The sequence below is a fragment of the Pontibacillus marinus BH030004 = DSM 16465 genome, assembly GCF_000425225.1.
Taxonomy (GTDB): Bacteria; Bacillota; Bacilli; order Bacillales; family BH030062; genus Pontibacillus; species Pontibacillus marinus.
The window spans coordinates 1-16,531 of record NZ_AULJ01000075.1; the positions used below are offsets into that span (position 1 = coordinate 1).

16 protein-coding genes are annotated in these 16,531 nt (G+C 39.9%); 4 read left to right on the forward strand and 12 right to left on the reverse strand.

The genetic code is table 11. From position 1 onward, the window contains the following. Positions 1–204 precede the first annotated feature (204 nt). The 4 genes from hemY to H514_RS0114410 all read right to left on the reverse strand — a co-directional run bounded on the left by hemY (position 205) and on the right by H514_RS0114410 (position 5,994). Positions 205–1,608, reverse strand: a complete 1,404-nt coding sequence (gene hemY, locus H514_RS0114395; RefSeq protein ID WP_027447594.1) for a protoporphyrinogen oxidase — start codon at positions 1,606–1,608, stop codon at positions 205–207. Between the two features lie 3 nt (positions 1,609–1,611). Next, on the reverse strand, positions 1,612–2,544 hold the full coding sequence (gene hemH / locus H514_RS0114400) for a ferrochelatase (protein ID WP_027447595.1): 933 nt from the start codon (positions 2,542–2,544) through the stop codon (positions 1,612–1,614). 28 nt (positions 2,545–2,572) lie between these two features. Then, complete coding sequence (hemE, locus tag H514_RS0114405; RefSeq protein ID WP_027447596.1) at positions 2,573–3,610, reverse strand: uroporphyrinogen decarboxylase; 1,038 nt, start codon at positions 3,608–3,610, stop codon at positions 2,573–2,575. A gap of 209 nt (positions 3,611–3,819) precedes the next feature. Further along, positions 3,820–5,994, reverse strand: coding sequence for a transglycosylase domain-containing protein (locus H514_RS0114410; protein WP_231566643.1), 2,175 nt, complete (start codon positions 5,992–5,994; stop codon positions 3,820–3,822). Positions 5,995–6,169: 175 nt separating this feature from the next. Between H514_RS0114410 and H514_RS0114415 the strand changes: the two genes are divergently transcribed. Next, positions 6,170–6,670 (forward strand): antibiotic biosynthesis monooxygenase family protein, encoded by a 501-nt coding sequence (locus H514_RS0114415; protein WP_027447598.1) that lies wholly within the window; start codon positions 6,170–6,172, stop codon positions 6,668–6,670. Between the two features lie 148 nt (positions 6,671–6,818). After that, a complete protein-coding gene (gene sleB / locus H514_RS0114420; RefSeq protein WP_027447599.1) occupies positions 6,819–7,472 on the forward strand; it encodes a spore cortex-lytic enzyme in 654 nt (217 codons plus the stop codon). 50 nt (positions 7,473–7,522) lie between these two features. Here sleB and H514_RS0114425 read toward each other — a convergent pair whose 3' ends face one another. From H514_RS0114425 to H514_RS23145, 5 genes are all read right to left on the reverse strand, one after another. Next, a complete protein-coding gene (locus H514_RS0114425; protein ID WP_231566642.1) occupies positions 7,523–7,942 on the reverse strand; it encodes a disulfide oxidoreductase in 420 nt (139 codons plus the stop codon). A gap of 142 nt (positions 7,943–8,084) precedes the next feature. After that, positions 8,085–8,735 carry a response regulator gene (locus H514_RS0114430; protein WP_036843314.1) on the reverse strand — a complete coding sequence of 217 codons (651 nt, stop codon included), beginning with the start codon at positions 8,733–8,735 and terminating at the stop codon, positions 8,085–8,087. Between the two features lie 12 nt (positions 8,736–8,747). Beyond that, the gene (locus H514_RS0114435; protein WP_027447602.1) at positions 8,748–9,779 is read right to left on the reverse strand and encodes a sensor histidine kinase; all 1,032 of its coding nucleotides are present in this window, start codon (positions 9,777–9,779) and stop codon (positions 8,748–8,750) included. A gap of 9 nt (positions 9,780–9,788) precedes the next feature. Next, on the reverse strand, positions 9,789–10,574 hold the full coding sequence (gene liaF, locus H514_RS0114440) for a cell wall-active antibiotics response protein LiaF (RefSeq protein ID WP_027447603.1): 786 nt from the start codon (positions 10,572–10,574) through the stop codon (positions 9,789–9,791). A 144-nt stretch (positions 10,575–10,718) separates the two neighbouring features. Beyond that, positions 10,719–11,378 carry a phosphatase PAP2 family protein gene (locus H514_RS23145; protein ID WP_036843312.1) on the reverse strand — a complete coding sequence of 220 codons (660 nt, stop codon included), beginning with the start codon at positions 11,376–11,378 and terminating at the stop codon, positions 10,719–10,721. A 117-nt stretch (positions 11,379–11,495) separates the two neighbouring features. Between H514_RS23145 and H514_RS0114450 the strand changes: the two genes are divergently transcribed. Both H514_RS0114450 and H514_RS0114455 read left to right on the forward strand, forming a co-directional pair. Further along, positions 11,496–11,930 carry a ferritin-like domain-containing protein gene (locus H514_RS0114450; protein ID WP_027447604.1) on the forward strand — a complete coding sequence of 145 codons (435 nt, stop codon included), beginning with the start codon at positions 11,496–11,498 and terminating at the stop codon, positions 11,928–11,930. Positions 11,931–12,044: 114 nt separating this feature from the next. Continuing rightward, positions 12,045–13,220, forward strand: coding sequence for an amidohydrolase (locus tag H514_RS0114455; protein ID WP_027447605.1), 1,176 nt, complete (start codon positions 12,045–12,047; stop codon positions 13,218–13,220). A gap of 22 nt (positions 13,221–13,242) precedes the next feature. Here the strand turns inward: H514_RS0114455 and H514_RS0114460 are convergent, their stop codons facing one another. The 3 genes from H514_RS0114460 to H514_RS0114470 form a co-directional block, all read right to left on the reverse strand. Further along, the gene (locus H514_RS0114460; protein ID WP_027447606.1) at positions 13,243–13,971 is read right to left on the reverse strand and encodes an EcsC family protein; all 729 of its coding nucleotides are present in this window, start codon (positions 13,969–13,971) and stop codon (positions 13,243–13,245) included. Positions 13,972–14,032: 61 nt separating this feature from the next. Beyond that, positions 14,033–15,250 carry an ABC transporter permease gene (locus H514_RS0114465; RefSeq protein ID WP_027447607.1) on the reverse strand — a complete coding sequence of 406 codons (1,218 nt, stop codon included), beginning with the start codon at positions 15,248–15,250 and terminating at the stop codon, positions 14,033–14,035. Beyond that, positions 15,247–15,987 (reverse strand): ABC transporter ATP-binding protein, encoded by a 741-nt coding sequence (locus tag H514_RS0114470; RefSeq protein WP_027447608.1) that lies wholly within the window; start codon positions 15,985–15,987, stop codon positions 15,247–15,249. The genes H514_RS0114465 and H514_RS0114470 overlap by 4 nt, the downstream gene beginning before the upstream one ends. Positions 15,988–16,531: the final 544 nt, after the last annotated feature.

A 16,531-nucleotide genomic window follows, 5' to 3' on the forward strand; every position in this document is an offset into this window, starting at 1 on the left:
GTAACAAAGGGAAGACGAGACCCCGCAGGCACGAGGAGGCTCGGCTTTTCTTCCACAACAGGCTTGCCGTTTCACTGACCGCAACAAATTACTCAACAGCAACGGACTCCTCACATTATTATCTCGAAACTAAGTCTTCCACATAAGGGGGCTTAAGTTGAACAAAGAAAAAACGCATGCCTATCAACTAAGCATGCGTTTCGATTATGAATCTTGTAAAAACTCAAGAACATCTTCCACAGCTTGTTCACCTTGATCAATACAATCCGGAACGCCCAGTCCTTCAAAAGAAGCTCCGGCTAAGAAAACGCCTGGGAGTTCAGAGCTCATGGATTGTTTGATATTGTGAATACGTTCTTTGTGCCCCACTGTGTACTGAGCACGTGAATTTCTCCAACGTGTGATCACTGTGAATTCTGGCGGTTGGGTAATGTTCATGATTTTATTTATATCTTTTAATACGATTTCTCGAATTTCCTCATCAGATTGATTAACAACCTCTTGGTCATTTGGCTTTCCTACATATGCACGTAATAGTGCTTTACCATCAGGAGTTGTATGTGGCCATTTTTTATGGGTCCATGTACAAGCAGTAATGCGATAATCACTATTACGAGATACAAGGAAGCCTGTACCATCAACGTCTTTTTCAATTGCAGACTGATCAAATGCCATTGCAACGTTCGCTACTGAAGTTGCCGGCATATCTCTTAACGGATCCATGAAATCATATTGAGTCAGCATACGCTGGCAAGCATAGTGAGGAGTTGTAAGGACAATGCTATCAGCCCCTGCCACCTCTCCTGTACCTAGCATGAGATGGTAACTATTCTCTTTTTTCTCAATATGATCAACAGAGGTTCCCTGCTCGATCGTTCCTTCATCTAGCTGGTCCACAACAGCGTCTACTAAAGAACCAAGTCCTGTTTCTAGCGTTTTAAAAACAGATGGCTTTTTCTTGTTCTTTGGTTGCTTTCCCCGGGATTTGCGAAGGCCTTTAATAAGACTTCCATGCTCTTGTTCCATGTTGTAAAAATTCGGGAACGTAGCCATTAAGCTTAAACGATCAAGATCACCTGAATACACGCCACCTAATAACGGTTCGATCAAGTTCTCTACTACTTCATCACCTAATCGGTTTCGAAAGAAGTGCCCGAGAGACTGATCCTCTTGGGGTTTGCTTTTAGATTTCACTAAATCCCCTGCCGCTCTTAGTTTCCCTATCGGTGAGAAAAGACTCGATAACGCAAAAGGGGTTATCTGAGTTGGGATTCCCATAAATGAGCCCTGAGGAATACCGTGTAGTTTTTCATTGGCAAGCACATAAGCTTTACCTGCTGCAACATCTACAAGTTTATCCTGCAAGCCTACGTCTTCAATCAAACGGAAGACACTTGGTTTTCTTGCTAGTAAAGAATCAGGACCACGCTCAATTGTAAAACCATCCCTGCGCTCTGTATGAATCATTCCGCCAAGTCGGTCACTTGCTTCATATAGCTTCACTTCAAAAGGAAGTCCTTTTTCCTTGATTTCTTTTTGAAGATAATAGGCTGTGGTTAAGCCCGTTATTCCCCCACCAACAATCGCAATTCGTTTCACTTCACTCATCCCCTACTGTTGAGCTTTTTTCAAAACAACATCTGCTAATGTTTGAATGAATAATGGATGATCATTAGGCATTTCCGGACGATAATAGCTTGCTCCTAGTTCATCCGTTACAACTTTACACTCATAATCATTATCATATAAAACTTCCAAGTGGTCCGATACGAATCCAACTGGAGCATAAACGAATGTACGATAGCCTTTTTCATTGTAAAGATCACGAGTTAGATCCTGTACATCAGGACCGATCCATGGATCAGGTGTATTCCCTTCACTTTGCCAACCGATTTCATAGTTTTGAATCTGTAGTTGACGAGCAATTAAATCAGCCGTTGTTTGAAGCTGCTCTGGGTATGGGTCTCCATTTTGTAAAATTTTCTCTGGTAAGCTATGGGCAGAGAAGATCGTGACTGCCTTTTCACGCTCTTCAGCAGACATTTCTTCATATACTTTGCGAAGCGCTTCTGTCCAGTATTGGATAAAGCCTGGCTCATCGTACCAGCTTTCAACAGAGTAAATCGTTGGTTTGCCATATTTTTCGGACTCTTCTTGAGCACGTCCATTATATGATTTCACACTAAATGTTGAATAATGAGGGGCTAACACAATGGATACCGCTTCTTCGATGCCGTCATTCGCCATTTGTTCAACAGCATCTTCAATGAATGGGTCGATATGTTTTAACCCTAGGTAAAGATTAAATTCAATATCATCTTGAATTTCATTAAGCTTTGACTCTAAAGCTTCAGCCTGTTCACGTGTTATACGGGCTAGAGGTGAAATCCCTCCAATCGCTTGATAACGTTCGCGTAATTCATCAAGACTCTCTTGGGAAGGTTTTCTTCCTCTACGAATATGTGTGTAATAGCGTTCTAAGTCTTCCTCTTTATAAGGAGTTCCATAGGCCATGACGAGTAAGCCCATCTTCTTCTTTGCCATCAAAAACACCTCTCCTTTTCCGGTTCACTTATGCTTTTTTCGAATAGTTATGAACAAATTCCGTTAAGCGTCGTAATGTCTCTGGATTCACTTCAGGGAATACACCATGACCTAGGTTAAAAATGTAGCCAGGTTGTTGCATACCTTGGTCTAAAATGGCTTTTGTACGTGTTTCGATTGTATCCCAATCAGCTAAAAGAATAGCTGGATCCAGGTTACCCTGAACAGGTTTTTGAATTCCCATGTTACGTGCTTCTGTAATGGATGTACGCCAGTCTAAGCCAACAACATCAAGTGGTAGGTCATGCCAGTCTTTTGCTAAGTGACCTGCTCCTACACCGAACATAATGAGTGGTACATTTTCTTCACGTAACTCTGAGAAAATACGTTCCATAACAGGCTTAATGAATATACGATAGTCTTGTACATTTAAAGCTCCTACCCATGAATCAAAAATCTGAATGGCTTTAGCTCCAGCTTGAATTTGAGCTTTTACATACGTAATCGTCATGTCAGCTAATTTATCCATTAGCTTGAACCATGCTTCTGAATCAGCATACATCATCGCTTTCGTTTTGTTGTAGTTTTTAGAAGGGCCCCCTTCAATCATGTAGCTCGCAAGTGTAAATGGTGCTCCGCTAAACCCGATCAAAGGAACATTAAGCTGTTCTCTTGTTAATAAACGAATTGTATCAAGTACGTAAGGAACATCTGACTCAGGATCAATCTCCCCAAGCTTTTCCACATCAGCTTTTGAACGGATTGGATTATCAATAACAGGTCCAATGCCTTTCTTGATTTCTACATCTACACCGATTGCAGGTAATGGAGACATAATATCCTTATATAGAATCGCAGCATCTACGTTATACTGCTCAACAGGTAGCCTTGTTACGTATGCACATAATTCAGGTTGGTGTGTAATTTCAAAAAGAGAGTATTTCTCTTTTAATTTTCTATACTCTGGCTGAGAGCGTCCTGCCTGACGCATAAACCATACAGGTACATGATCTGTAGCCTCTCCCCGAAACGCTTTCAAAATCGTATCATTAAATGTATTTGTCATCCTGTCTCACCTTTCACATTCGTCCAATTTTAACTCTTTTACCAATATAACGGTATCTGATTAAGATGTATAGAGAATTGAGCATTTTGTCATAGATTTGTCGTAAAGAATCGAAATCCTAATTACACTTCTTAGTTCCATTTTCCATTCTACTAGAAGATTGATCGAAAGAAAAAAGAGATGCTGTTGAAAAGCACCTCTTCCTTAAGTTACCAATCTAATGACACTTTCACTCGATTAGATGGTTCCCCTTCTAATTTTGTTAAAGGATTGTAAGGAACCACATAATACACTTCTTCATCAAAAAGTTTGACTCGGTCTAATTGATAGGATCCTTTTCCAGTAACTTCTCCGACCTTAGCATCTTGCCCGTTTTCAACACGGTAAATACGGTAAACCACTCGGTCATCAGGAGAAGATGTCCATGTCAGTTTTCCTTTGATGAGAGTAAGGGAACCAAATGATAACGTACCTTGAAGATCATCGATTACAGGAAGTTCAATTGGTTCAGGAACGTCCTCTACTCCATCAGGCTTTACAAAAGATGCCTGGAGGTCTCTTTTGTGATCCATTTTTGATAAAACATCTTTCATGAGTCGAGTAGGATAGGCGCTTCCACCGTTTAAATAATGGTCTTTATCAATTTTGTCATAGCCCATCCATACTGCCCCAACATAGTTCGGCGTATAGCCTACAAACCAAGCATCATTTGTTTTGCCAGGCACCATAGGATGTTGGGTTGAGCCCGTTTTTCCTGCCAGCGCTTTTGAGTAGGATCCCGCTCGGGCTGTACCATCTTCAACTACTGATTGAAGCATTCTTGTCATACTCCACGCTGTTTGAGGTTGGAAGATTTGCTTCGTTTCATCTTCATGATGGCTAACAAGTTCGCCATTTTGGTTGTAGATTTTTAAAATGGTATGAGGCTCAATCATTTCACCATCGTGAATGAAAGAACGATATGACCTGACCATATCCATCGGGGTCACACCTTCTTGTAATCCCCCGAGAGCAATCGAGAGTCCCTTTTCAGATAAGTTCATGCCCATTTTACTTAGATAATCCTTAGCATAGTCTACACCCATCTGGTTTAAGAGCCATACTGCAGGAGCATTCTTAGATTGCTGTAATGCCTTGTACAAGGAAACTTGCCCCTCATAACGATTGTCATAGTTCTCAGGTTGATACTCCCCATAAGAGCGATTCTTATCCTCTAACACTGAATATGGTTTGTAGTTTGGTAGATCAAGAGCCGGTCCATACACAGCTAAAGGTTTCATCACAGAACCTGGTTGCTGTTTGACATGAATACGGTTCAAGTCACCTCTTTGATAATTACGTCCACCATGAGCAGCCACGATACGTCCCGTCTTTTCTTCCATTAAAAGAAAAGAACCTTCCACTCCTTTTGTGGATCCTGGAAAATAGTCGTCATTTTGCATCGCTTCATAAGAGGATTCTTGTATGGACTGATCCACACCGACTACAATACGAAAACCTCCCTGGTATAGCTCCTCCTTACTTAGATCATACTTTTCTGTCGCTTCTTGAATCACAAGGTCAATATAACTATTCATCCATGGTTTTTTCTCCGGATTCCCTCGTTCTATTCCAAGCGTTTTTCGTTGGATCTGCACGACCTTTTCCGTTGAAACCATGCCTGTCTCATGCATTCGGTTAAGCACAAGATTTCTTCGTTCTTTTGCTCGTTCAGGGTGTTCAACTGGGTCATAATAGTTTGGAGCTTTTGGTAGGGCTGCTAAAAGTGCTCCCTCTGAGATCGTGAGCTTTTCAATTGGTTTGTTGAAAAAGTACTGAGAAGCCGCTTCAACACCATATATTCCATTTCCGAAGTAAATGGTATTTAAATAGTATTGAAGAATTCGTTCTTTACTAACTTCCTTCTCAAGATACAGTGCTGCCATGATTTCCTTAAACTTACGAGACCACGTTTTATCATTGGTTAAGAATAGATTTTTCGAGAGCTGTTGTGTAATGGTACTTCCACCCTCCACTTTTTTCATGGCAATAATGTCCCGATAAATCGCTCGCGCAATGGCTTTTAAATCGATCCCACTGTGCTCATAAAATCGTGTGTCTTCAATTGCGATAAACGCATCCTCAACATGCTGAGGTATCTCATCAATCGAAACGACCGTCCGATTCTGTTTATATAACTTTGTAAGTACCTCTCCATCAGCTGTTTCGATTTGAGAGGCTTGGTCTAATACGAGTAACTTCTTATCAACGACACTCTTCCCGCCCATAAGCAGCAAATAATAGCCACCTATGGTTAAAAGAATAGTAGATATGAGCGCAATAACCGCCCACCTGGTTTTCTTCCCCCATCTCTTTGGGTGAAGTGTATTTAGATTCCACTTCAAGATGTTCACCTCTTTAATGTTGCCTATCTCTTCTATTATACGGTATACCTTATATTCGCGAAAACTCACGATAGTCATAAAGTTTGCTTTTTAATTTCCTTCATTGCTATAGTTTAAGAAACGTTTAGGGAAAGTATTACAGCGGAATGCTGTATTATGGAAAGGAGATTGTTTAATGAGCGTTTATATGACTAGTGGTACTTATGAGTATTTAAAAAGCATTCAAGAAAAACACGGTGAATCAACGGTCCTGCTTATGCAAGGCGAAGATAAAACATTAGCTTACACAGAAGAAGAAAATATTTTTCAAGAACCATTTGTGTACGAAATCGTTGATCAAGTTGGAGAAATGCAAGAACAAGGATTTGTGATTATGAACAATATCCCTGTAACAGATGAAGGGCGACCATTATTTGAGGATCGTTTCAAAAACAGAGCTGGTTCTGTTGAAGATTCACCTGGATTCCAGGCCATTCGTATCCTTCGTCCTACTCAAGGCAATACATACATTGTGTTAACCCAGTGGGACTCTGTAGACAGCTTTGAAAAGTGGAAAAACTCTCAGTCCTTCCAAAAAGCACACCAAAATTCCGGACCAGAAAACAAAGAGAAACCACCTTTTGTAGCAGGACCTGCTTATTTAACGCAATATAATATGGTAAAAGATGAAGAGTAATACAGAGACGCTTAGCCTAGGCTAAGCGTTTTTTTATTGTTTACCTCCATTAGCACTTCTTCCCAACCTTTCCTTCCACCTCCTATTGAGAGGAGCATGGGATCACGCTATCATTACATACAGATATTTGAAGGAAAGGGGAAACAACATGAAGAAAGTTCTTATTACCCTTATGACTATATTTTCAGTTGCTAGTGCCGTTTTTGTAGCTACACCCGCTACAGAAGTAAAGGCTGCAACACCAGTATTACAACAAGGTGACCAATACGGGCATGTGTGGGACGCTCAAAACCGTCTCAAGCAACTCGGTTTATATAAAGGTGAACTAGACGGATTATTTGGTCCGTTAACTGAACAAGCTGTTATCGATTTTCAACGTAGCAGAGGATTAATTGTCGACGGTATCATCGGCTCAAACACATGGAAAGCGCTACGCAATGATACATTCACAAAAAACGAAATTCAGATGCTAGCACAAGTTATCCATGGTGAGGCTCGCGGCGAACCGTACAAAGGAAAAGTTGCTGTGGCTGCTGTTGTACTAAACCGTCTGCATCATGAAGATTTTCCAAATAGCATTAAAGGAATCATCTTTGAATCACGAGCTTTCACAGCAGTACAAGATAAACAGTATTATTTAACACCGAACAATGAATCATACAAGGCTGCTTATGCTGCTATCAAAGGTTGGGACCCAACACAAAACGCAACCTTCTACTTCAATCCAAAAACCGCTACGTCCGATTGGATTTGGACACGCGAACAAATCAAACAAATCGGAAAGCACGTTTTCGCAAAATAATACTCTATAAATTTGAGAAGCCCTACTAGAGCATCTAGTAGGGCTTCTCTTTATTGCTTCACTTGACGTTTCAACCAGAGATGACAAATAAAAATGACAATAAACGCAACCCATGCAAGGAAAGGGATCGTAATAAATCCATACAAATTGATATACTGACCGTCACATGGAACAATACCACAACTACCTGCACCATGTTGGAGAGCAGGTACCTTTTGAATACCATAATGATAGGTGGAAACAAGAATGCCGATTCCGCTCAAGTACAAACCGGCTTCGGCATAGCGTAAATCTTTTTTGATTAAGGAGATTCCATACACTAACACGAGAGGGTACATTAAAATTCGCTGGAACCAGCACATCTCGCAAGGAATGAAATCTTTAACTTCAGAAAAATATAGACTACCCAAAACTGCGATTACAGCTTGGACCCATGCTATAAATAAGACCACTTCGCTTTTTTGATTCATTTCTTTCATCTCCAAATATTGAATTCTATTTAACGTTAACTTCATTTATAATTTCTAACGGTACTAGTATATAAGAGTATCATATAAGGTAAAAGTCGTCCTACTAAAAAAGCCATCCAATATGGATAGCTTTTTCTAGTTTTTATAAATTTTGCTTACGAATGAGTCCATTTTTATGTGCATAAACAGCCGCTTGTGTACGGTCATATACATCTAGCTTGCTTAAAATATTGCTAACATGCGTTTTCACTGTTTTAATTCCAATATATAATTTATCACTGATCTCTTGGTTCGTAAGACCATCACCAATACACATTAACACTTCTAGTTCTCGTTCTGTTAAATCTTCATGAGGCTTCTTTTCCTGCGTTCGGAAACGCGTCATCATCTTGTTCGCTACTTTTGGTTCGATATATGTTTCTCCTCGAGATGCTTTTTTGATGGCCTCAGCAATCTCATCAGCTGAAGAGGTTTTAAGCATATAACTAAATGCTCCTGCTTCTAGAGCCGGAAAAACTTTTTCATCATCATAATAGCTTGTAAGAATAATAATCTTACAATCAGGCAACTCTTTCATAATTTTTTCCGTGGCCTCTATACCCGTACCATTTTCCATGATTAGATCCATTAACACGACATCTGGCTGTTCTTTAATGGCAACCTTAGCCCCTTCATTACCACTGTTTGCTTCTCCTACAATATCTAACTCAGGTTCTGTCATTAAATAAGCAATGACACCCTTTCGAACAACATCGTGGTCATCCACTACAACAACACGAATTGAATCGCTCATAATATGCGCCTCCTAAACAGGAATCCTTATATCAATATACGTACCTTCATCAGGTCTAGAACGGATCTTGAAGGTTCCGCCAATTTCTTCTGTACGCTCTTGCATCGTTTTGAGTCCATAGGATGTTTTTTTATCTTGATTCACTTCAAACCCTTTACCGTTATCACCGATATGCAAAAATATCTCTTGGTTTAAAGGTTTTAGCGTTAACGTCACTGAAGTTGCTTCAGAATGACGAAGAATATTCGATAGAGCTTCCTGAACAATTCTAAACAAATGCTCTTCCGCTCCATCTGATACTTCCTGAACTTCTTCAATTTGAACATCAAAATCGATTTGACATTTTTGCTTTAATTCTTCAATTAAATTATGTATCCCTTTATCTAATGGGTCCCCTGATAAATGTACAGGTCGAAGATGTAGCAGAAGGGCTCTCATTTCTGTCTGAGCCTGTAACGCCATAGAGGTGATTTCTTCTAGTTGTGATTTTGCTTTAGAGGGATCTTGATCGAACATACGTAGTGTAGCCTGGGACATCATGGTCAGAGCAAACAATTGTTGACTAACAGCATCATGTAAATCTCTCGCCAATCGCTGTCTCTCTTCAATGGTAGCTGCTTTGTGAGCGGATTTGGCATATTCCGACCGTTCATCTGCCATTTTCTGAAGAGATCGAACCTGTGTTTTCAGCTTCTCAGCAAGACCATTTAACTCATCCCCAATTCGCGAAACTTCATCCTCAGGTGTTAAATGAATGCGAGAATTGTAATTCCCTCTCGACAATGAAGTGATAAGCGTAGATAAACCATCTAATTTCTCTTTAATTTGACCACTGGATTGAAAACCAACATATAAAGACACAAAAAAGGAAACAACCACCATGGTCCCTATAAAGAGGAAAATCGCTTCTGACGTTAGCCATGATGGTTCTAAGGAAACATAAACCCCAAGTAAAATGGATAGTAGAATTGTTGTGATTAAGAACAAGCCATACAAATGAGAACGAATGAACTTATAACGTATGCTATTTAATTTTTTCAGCATCACCTTCACCTACACCTTATCAACGCGAATATCACCAATTTTAAAGTCAATATCCAACGTAATTTTACGTGTTGCTTCGTCATAATCAGGCGTTTGATAGCTTAATTTCCGGTTAATCCCTTCAGACTTTTCATCCAACACTTTGATGTCGCCTGTTTTAATGCGAGCATCAACACGAAAAGCTACATTCTCAGGCATTAGAATCTTAACATCTCCTATAACACCTGAAATTGAAATCGGTGTATCTTTCTCAGGAATAAATGCTTTTGTGAAATCAATATGATAGTCTCCGATAGCATTCCACAAATCCATCGGTTCTACTTTCCAGTTTTGCTCGTTAAAACTATGGTCACCAACAGTGAAGTTACGCTTTTTCTTACGGTTCTTTTTTTGTTGAGCTTCACCGTCAACATCATCATGATCAGGTTCTGTGGTAATCTCAACATGTCTCGATTTTCTTTTCGGCTTAAACATGGAGATCCCAATGAAAACTAAGATAATCGGCCATAAGCTCCAAATATCTCCGAACTGAAAGGAGATGATATCAAAGCGATCTAACATAAGAAGACCACCGAATACAACTAAGAATCCCCCAACAGGCCATCCGTCACCGTCACCTCTTATCCCATCAAAGACTAATTTCAACCCTATGAGAACAAATAGCACTGGATAAATGAAAACAAACGCATCATTCATTTCCAGGGAAATAACGTCAAGATTCGCCAATATTAGAAATACACCAATCGCTATAAATACGAAAGCGACAACAATTTTCGATACACTGATGTTTCTCATGTCTCATCACCCTTTATATACCTGAGCCCTATTCTATATAAATTAGATACTCAGGAAGATATTCCTTCTTTTAATTGCTTAATCTTATTGTATGAAACATGCTATTTCCCCAAAACGACCCCTGGATGGTTTTTATATCCGCCTCTAGTCTGAGGAAGGAATGTTTGGGTTGGAAAACCTGTGGTAAAGTCCTATAAGAACACTTAAACAAATGAAACCAAAAGAAAATCCAGCAATAACATCTGTTAAATAATGAGCTCCAAGCAAATAGCGACTGAACCCAGTCACCACAACAGCCGTGAAAGTGATAACGAATAAAACCACCTTACTCCACCCTTTTTGAGCATGGAGAATAAGAAAATACGTAGCTAAAGCAAAACAAAGTAACGACAACATTGCTCCACCGCTAGGATAACTAAATCCATCGCTTTCAATTGCATCAACCCAATCAGGGCGACTCCGTTGAACAGCAAATTTTATTCCTTTATTTAATGCGTAAGATCCTATGACCCCTATTATTAATACGATAGAGGCATATAGATCCTTTTTACGCCACCATAACCAAACTGCCATTATGAGTGTGAACGGAGCTAAAAATGTGCTAGACCCTAGAACTGTAACCTTTTCAAAAAAAGCGTATAGAGAGGGATTGCCCCATCCACCTCTCAACTCTCTTGCCCATATATCGAGAGCCGGTACTGCCTCTGTCACTACTTGCATCGTTAATAAGGTGGCAACTCCTATTGCAAATGTGCTAAAAAAGATTAATATATGTATCGATTTTGCTTTTGGTTTATTATCCATAATCAACCACTCCCCCTTTCGACTACCTTATTGTACAGCCTTCATTAGTAAATGTTTAGATTTTTTTATTAAGGGAAATTTATTTTATGTGCAATTAATCAAAACGAGGTGATTGAAATGGATGCAAAACGCAAAGAACTAATTGATGGTCTTAATGAAGACCTTGCACATGAGTACGCAGCAAGTATTATGTACACGTACAATGCCGCTGTGGTACAAGGACTCTATTACCAAATTTTAAAACCGTTTTTCGAAAGTGAAATTGGTGATGAACAGGGTCACGCGCTGTACTTAGCTGAAAAGATTAAAACGTTAGGCGGTACACCAACTACAAAACCAGCTGAAGTCAAACAACTATCTGATGTAAAAGAAATGCTTGAAGAAGCAAAACGTGCTGAAGAAGATACAATCAAGCGTTATGAGACGCGTAAGGAGCAAGCAGAAGAGCTAGGTTTAACAGAGCTAGTTGTTAAACTTGATGATATGATCGCTGATGAAACAGGTCATATGGAAGAAATGGAACGTCTTCTTGCTGACCCACGCTTACAATAATTAAATGTGTAAACCAAAACCTCCACTAAATCAAGTGGAGGTTTTTCAATGTGAAATACGTACGATCACGGGATATCTTTGTTATAATAAACCAAAGTGAGAGGAGGATCCATTATGTGGGAAACGGTATTTAAAGATATTGATAGCTATTTTGATGAAATGGTACATATTCGTCGTTACTTACACCAACATCCAGAGCTTTCCTTCCAGGAGACAGAAACCGCAAAGTATATTGCCAACCAATATGAAGAGTTAGGAATTCCTTATCGGGCGAATGTCGGAGGTAATGGAGTTGTTGCCAAACTAGAAGGTGGAAAACCAGGCAAAACCATTGCATTGCGAGCAGATTTTGATGCCTTACCTATTCAAGATGAAAAGGATGTCCCTTATAAATCTACTGTTCCAGGTGTTATGCACGCCTGCGGACATGATGGTCACACAGCTGCTTTACTATGCTTGGCAAAAGCCCTGCTTCCATATAAAGATGAGATTCCAGGAACAATCGTCTTTCTCCATCAACATGCTGAAGAGTTCACCCCGGGCGGAGCGAAACCAATGATCGAAGACGGGGCATTAGAAGGTGTTGATGTTGTGTTTGGAACCCATTTATGGATTAGCACGGAAGTTGGCACAATTGAAACTGCACCAGAAGCATTTTTCGCTGGAGCTGATGCTTTTGAGATCACGATTCAAGGTAAAGGCGGACATGGTGCGATCCCTCACCAAACCAAAGACTCTATTTTAATCGCATCACAACTTGTTACATCGCTTCAGCAAATTGTGAGTCGTAAAATCGATCCTCTTCAATCAGCTGTCGTTACAGTAGGGACTTTTGAAGCTGGAAAAGCCTTTAATGTCATTGCAGATACGGCTAAAATCACAGGAACCGTTCGAACGTTCGGTCAAGATGTTCAAGAAACCGTCATTAAGGAAATGGAAAATCAAATTAAAGGGGCTTGTACAGCTCATGAAGCTGATTATGATTTCCAATACAACAGAGGGTACCCACCAATTATTAATCATAAAGAAGAAGCACAGTTGGTATTAGATGCCGCATCTCAAACACCAGGTGTAGAAAAGGCACAGTTTGTGTCTCCGGTTATGACCGGCGAAGACTTCTCTTATTACCTTCTTGAAAAGCCAGGTGCTTATTATTTCACTGGCGCACAAAAAGAAGGTCATGTGTACGCTCACCATCATCCTAAATTTGATTTTGATGAACGCGCACTACCTATTGCTGCAAAGACATTGTTTAGTAGCTTTCTCGAATATCAAAATAAACATCAATAATTCTAAAGCCACTTTGAAATTCTCAAAGTGGCTTCTCTCTATCCAATGTTCTTAATCTATACGCATTCGTAGCTGTCTCACCCAGCTTTTCTAAAAAGCGAAAGTTGGCAACTGCACCTACGATCGCCCCAAAACCTGGAATAAGCTGAAGAACTTTAGCAAAATCAATAGAATCACGATACTCAAGCTGTAACGTCTTCCAATCCACTTCCCGCCATCCTTGCTTATTTTCTTCCCAATTTAATACGGTTTTTAATACATTTTGTCTCTTCTCATCGCTTGAAAAAGCTAAAATAAACAAATGCAACAGGTACATACGCTCTTCATATTTTCGAACATCATACCCATAAATCCGCCCCACATCAAAGAGAAATTTCATTTTGATCGAGAGCAGCAAGGGAAAGTCAGCCATCCCAAGAAAAATGCCACCAGCTCCTGTACCAGCACCTTCAAGGGCAGCTGTTCGTTTATATTGCGTCAGCCTTTCTTGTACGGCTTCTTCTCTTTCTTTTAAAGACCAAGATGGATCTACTTCAATGGGATAAATATAATGGGAACTTGTTAAAGAGAGCTCAATCATTCGTTTGATACTATCGGTTACAACAGCATGCACACGATCTGGAATCTTTTCGTTTACTGCCGTTTGCATACGTTTCGATGTACGTTGTAATAATGATGAACGCTTTTCCATTTGCTTAACCCAACGTCTTGCTTCTCGTAAAGCATTATCCTCATACGTTCTTTCCGACATCCTCAGTACTCCCTCCTCTATACAAGAATCCCCTCGAGCCATTTACTCGAGGGGAATACCATTACGTCAATCTTTTCGATAAATACATGTACACGAGCACATAGCTTAATAATGATCCACCAATCCATACGAAAGCTAGCCCTACCAAATTCCATAGGAACAGGAAGACTACACCTAATACAAAGGTTTTGGCTAATAGCAGTTGGAAGAGCCATTTTAAAAGCGCACTCTTTCGTTGCTCTAACGGAACAGGATAAAGCTCAAGCCAATCTAAGTGACGGTGGTGTTGCCAAAGCGTCATCATTTGAAAACCACTTAAATAAAGAAATAAGAAGGCAAACCCTAATTTCACCCACATATTCGGAACGTAATAGACTAGCGCTCCTGCAATAACAAGCAGTCGAAAATACATTCCTAAATAATCACTACTTCGAACAAATGTGATCCGATAAAGATAATCATAGCTATTTTCAGACGTATGTGAAATGGGTCCTTTCAATAAGCTTACTAGCCAATGACGTTTTTTAATGGTTTTCTTAAGATGGGGTACATCGGTAAACAGATTGGCAATTCGATAAAAAGCCTGCATGCGCGCTGATTCTTTTTCAATCAACACATCCCATGCAATTCCACGTCGTTTTTTGGCTAGTGTGTAATCATACATCATTACGCCAAAAAATAAGACAGTAGTTATGGCCGCAAATAAAAGCGCATCACCAACCACAATGAAATAAAACGTTAGTGTATTAAGCACAATACGAAAAATGGTGTCTAAATATCCACTATATCCCATACGGCTATTTACTTCCCACCAGTGAGCAAGTAAATTCCAAGCTTTAAAAACCACCAGAACCACGCCAAACAACACATATTCGGTGATGCTACGCTCTGGGAACGATGTGAAATAAAGCGGTCCAAATGCTACCACAATAAAAAATAAATAAAAGACTTGCGTAAAAAAGCTATACAACCACCCATTTCGGAAAAATGGTCCAAGCTGTGATTCGGCAGGTAGTAAAAAAACCAGATCTGCTTCTTTTAATAGTGTACGAACAGGGCTGTAGGCTATGACAAAACCAAAAACGATGGCCATAAGCCAAGCTGTAGGAAAATCCTCCGGCAAAGAACTTAACCATTGTTGATACACATAGGCCATGCCCACTAAAAAGAAAAACATCGCAAATGAAAAATGATCATTAAACATTAAACGTAAGTATCGGTTCATCTCTTTGGCATGATTCTGAAGCCGATCTCTCCAGAGTGTTCTTGCATTAATCATTGATCATCTTCCTTTGTCAGTTGGACATAAAGATCATCCAACGTTGCATCTGGCATTTGGAATGATGCTCGAAGTTCTTCTAATGTCCCTTTGGCACGAACTTCTCCTTCATGAATAATTACAAAACGATCACAATACCGCTCAGCTGTCGCTAGTATATGTGTGGACATTAATACGCCTGCCCCTTGCGCTTTCATATCATTCATTAGTTGTAAGTAAGACTGAATCCCTAATGGATCTAATCCAACAAACGGTTCGTCTACAATATATAAGGAGGGTTCCACTAAAAAGGCACACATGATCATTACCTTTTGACGCATTCCTTTAGAAAAATGGACAGGGAACCAATTTAATTTTTTCTCCATTCGAAATTCTTTTAATAAGGGTTGAAGACGTTGTTTAAATACATCTTCTGATAACCCATAGGCCATCGCCGTTAATCGGAGATGCTCCTCCAATGTTAATTCATCATATAATACAGGCATCTCTGGAATATAAGAAAACTTCCCACGATATGCTTCTGGATTATCCTGAAACGATTGCCCATCAATGAGCACGTCTCCCTGCTTTTGCTGCATTAACCCAATGACATGTTTAATGGTTGTACTTTTTCCGGCTCCATTAAGACCGATTAACCCAACAATTTCACCGGGTTGGATATCAAATGAAATGCCATGTAAAACGTTTTTATGTGTATAGCCACCAACTAGATCTTTAATATGTAACAATGCGCTCATACAAGTATCCCTCTCTTCATACTTCGCTCTTTCAAATTTTATCATTCTCCTTACACTTTAACAAAGCAAAACCAAGAAAAGACATCAATCGACATGAACAGAGCTCGTTTTCACTGTTTAGTGGTTATATTTATTCCATTAAAGCCCCCTTATCTTGAAGACTTGGTTTCGAGATAACTAGTGAGGTGGAGGTCCGTTGCTGGAAAAAGAGTAAGGGGTTCGTTGAAACGGCAATACTCCTGCGGAAGACCGGCCGAGCTTCCTCGTTCGCAAGCTCTCTGCGGGATCTCGTCCGCCCTTTCTACCGCGGGAGTTTGCCGTTTCCCTCACCCCTTTGCTGTTATGGATGTTAACGGACCCATGGCTGAGATCATTTTATCTCTTGCTTAAGGAAACTGTATTTTAGCTCTACATATAAGGCTTTAGATCACTTTGATGCATGTGAAATTTAACTTCTATTCTAAATCAGAATACCTTACGTTAGTAGCGGTTCCGTTAGTCACCATTCGGCTAAGGTGGGCTGTGGAACGGGTTGACTCCAGCG

Excerpts from the sequence above, each read along its gene's own strand:
- H514_RS0114450 (WP_027447604.1), top strand. The coding sequence starts at position 11,496 with ATGGATGCAAAACGCAAAGAACTAATTGATGGTCTTAATGAAGACCTT.
- H514_RS0114415 (WP_027447598.1), top strand. The coding sequence starts at position 6,170 with ATGAGCGTTTATATGACTAGTGGTACTTATGAGTATTTAAAAAGCATT.
- H514_RS0114455 (WP_027447605.1), top strand. The coding sequence starts at position 12,045 with ATGTGGGAAACGGTATTTAAAGATATTGATAGCTATTTTGATGAAATG.
- hemY (WP_027447594.1), bottom strand. The coding sequence starts at position 1,608 with ATGAGTGAAGTGAAACGAATTGCGATTGTTGGTGGGGGAATAACGGGC.
- H514_RS0114460 (WP_027447606.1), bottom strand. The coding sequence starts at position 13,971 with ATGTCGGAAAGAACGTATGAGGATAATGCTTTACGAGAAGCAAGACGT.
- H514_RS0114470 (WP_027447608.1), bottom strand. The coding sequence starts at position 15,987 with ATGAGCGCATTGTTACATATTAAAGATCTAGTTGGTGGCTATACACAT.
- H514_RS0114435 (WP_027447602.1), bottom strand. The coding sequence starts at position 9,779 with ATGCTGAAAAAATTAAATAGCATACGTTATAAGTTCATTCGTTCTCAT.
- liaF (WP_027447603.1), bottom strand. The coding sequence starts at position 10,574 with ATGAGAAACATCAGTGTATCGAAAATTGTTGTCGCTTTCGTATTTATA.
- H514_RS0114465 (WP_027447607.1), bottom strand. The coding sequence starts at position 15,250 with ATGATTAATGCAAGAACACTCTGGAGAGATCGGCTTCAGAATCATGCC.
- hemE (WP_027447596.1), bottom strand. The coding sequence starts at position 3,610 with ATGACAAATACATTTAATGATACGATTTTGAAAGCGTTTCGGGGAGAG.
- sleB (WP_027447599.1), top strand. The coding sequence starts at position 6,819 with ATGAAGAAAGTTCTTATTACCCTTATGACTATATTTTCAGTTGCTAGT.
- H514_RS0114425 (WP_231566642.1), bottom strand. The coding sequence starts at position 7,942 with ATGAATCAAAAAAGCGAAGTGGTCTTATTTATAGCATGGGTCCAAGCT.
- H514_RS0114430 (WP_036843314.1), bottom strand. The coding sequence starts at position 8,735 with ATGAGCGATTCAATTCGTGTTGTTGTAGTGGATGACCACGATGTTGTT.
- H514_RS23145 (WP_036843312.1), bottom strand. The coding sequence starts at position 11,378 with ATGGATAATAAACCAAAAGCAAAATCGATACATATATTAATCTTTTTT.
- hemH (WP_027447595.1), bottom strand. The coding sequence starts at position 2,544 with ATGGCAAAGAAGAAGATGGGCTTACTCGTCATGGCCTATGGAACTCCT.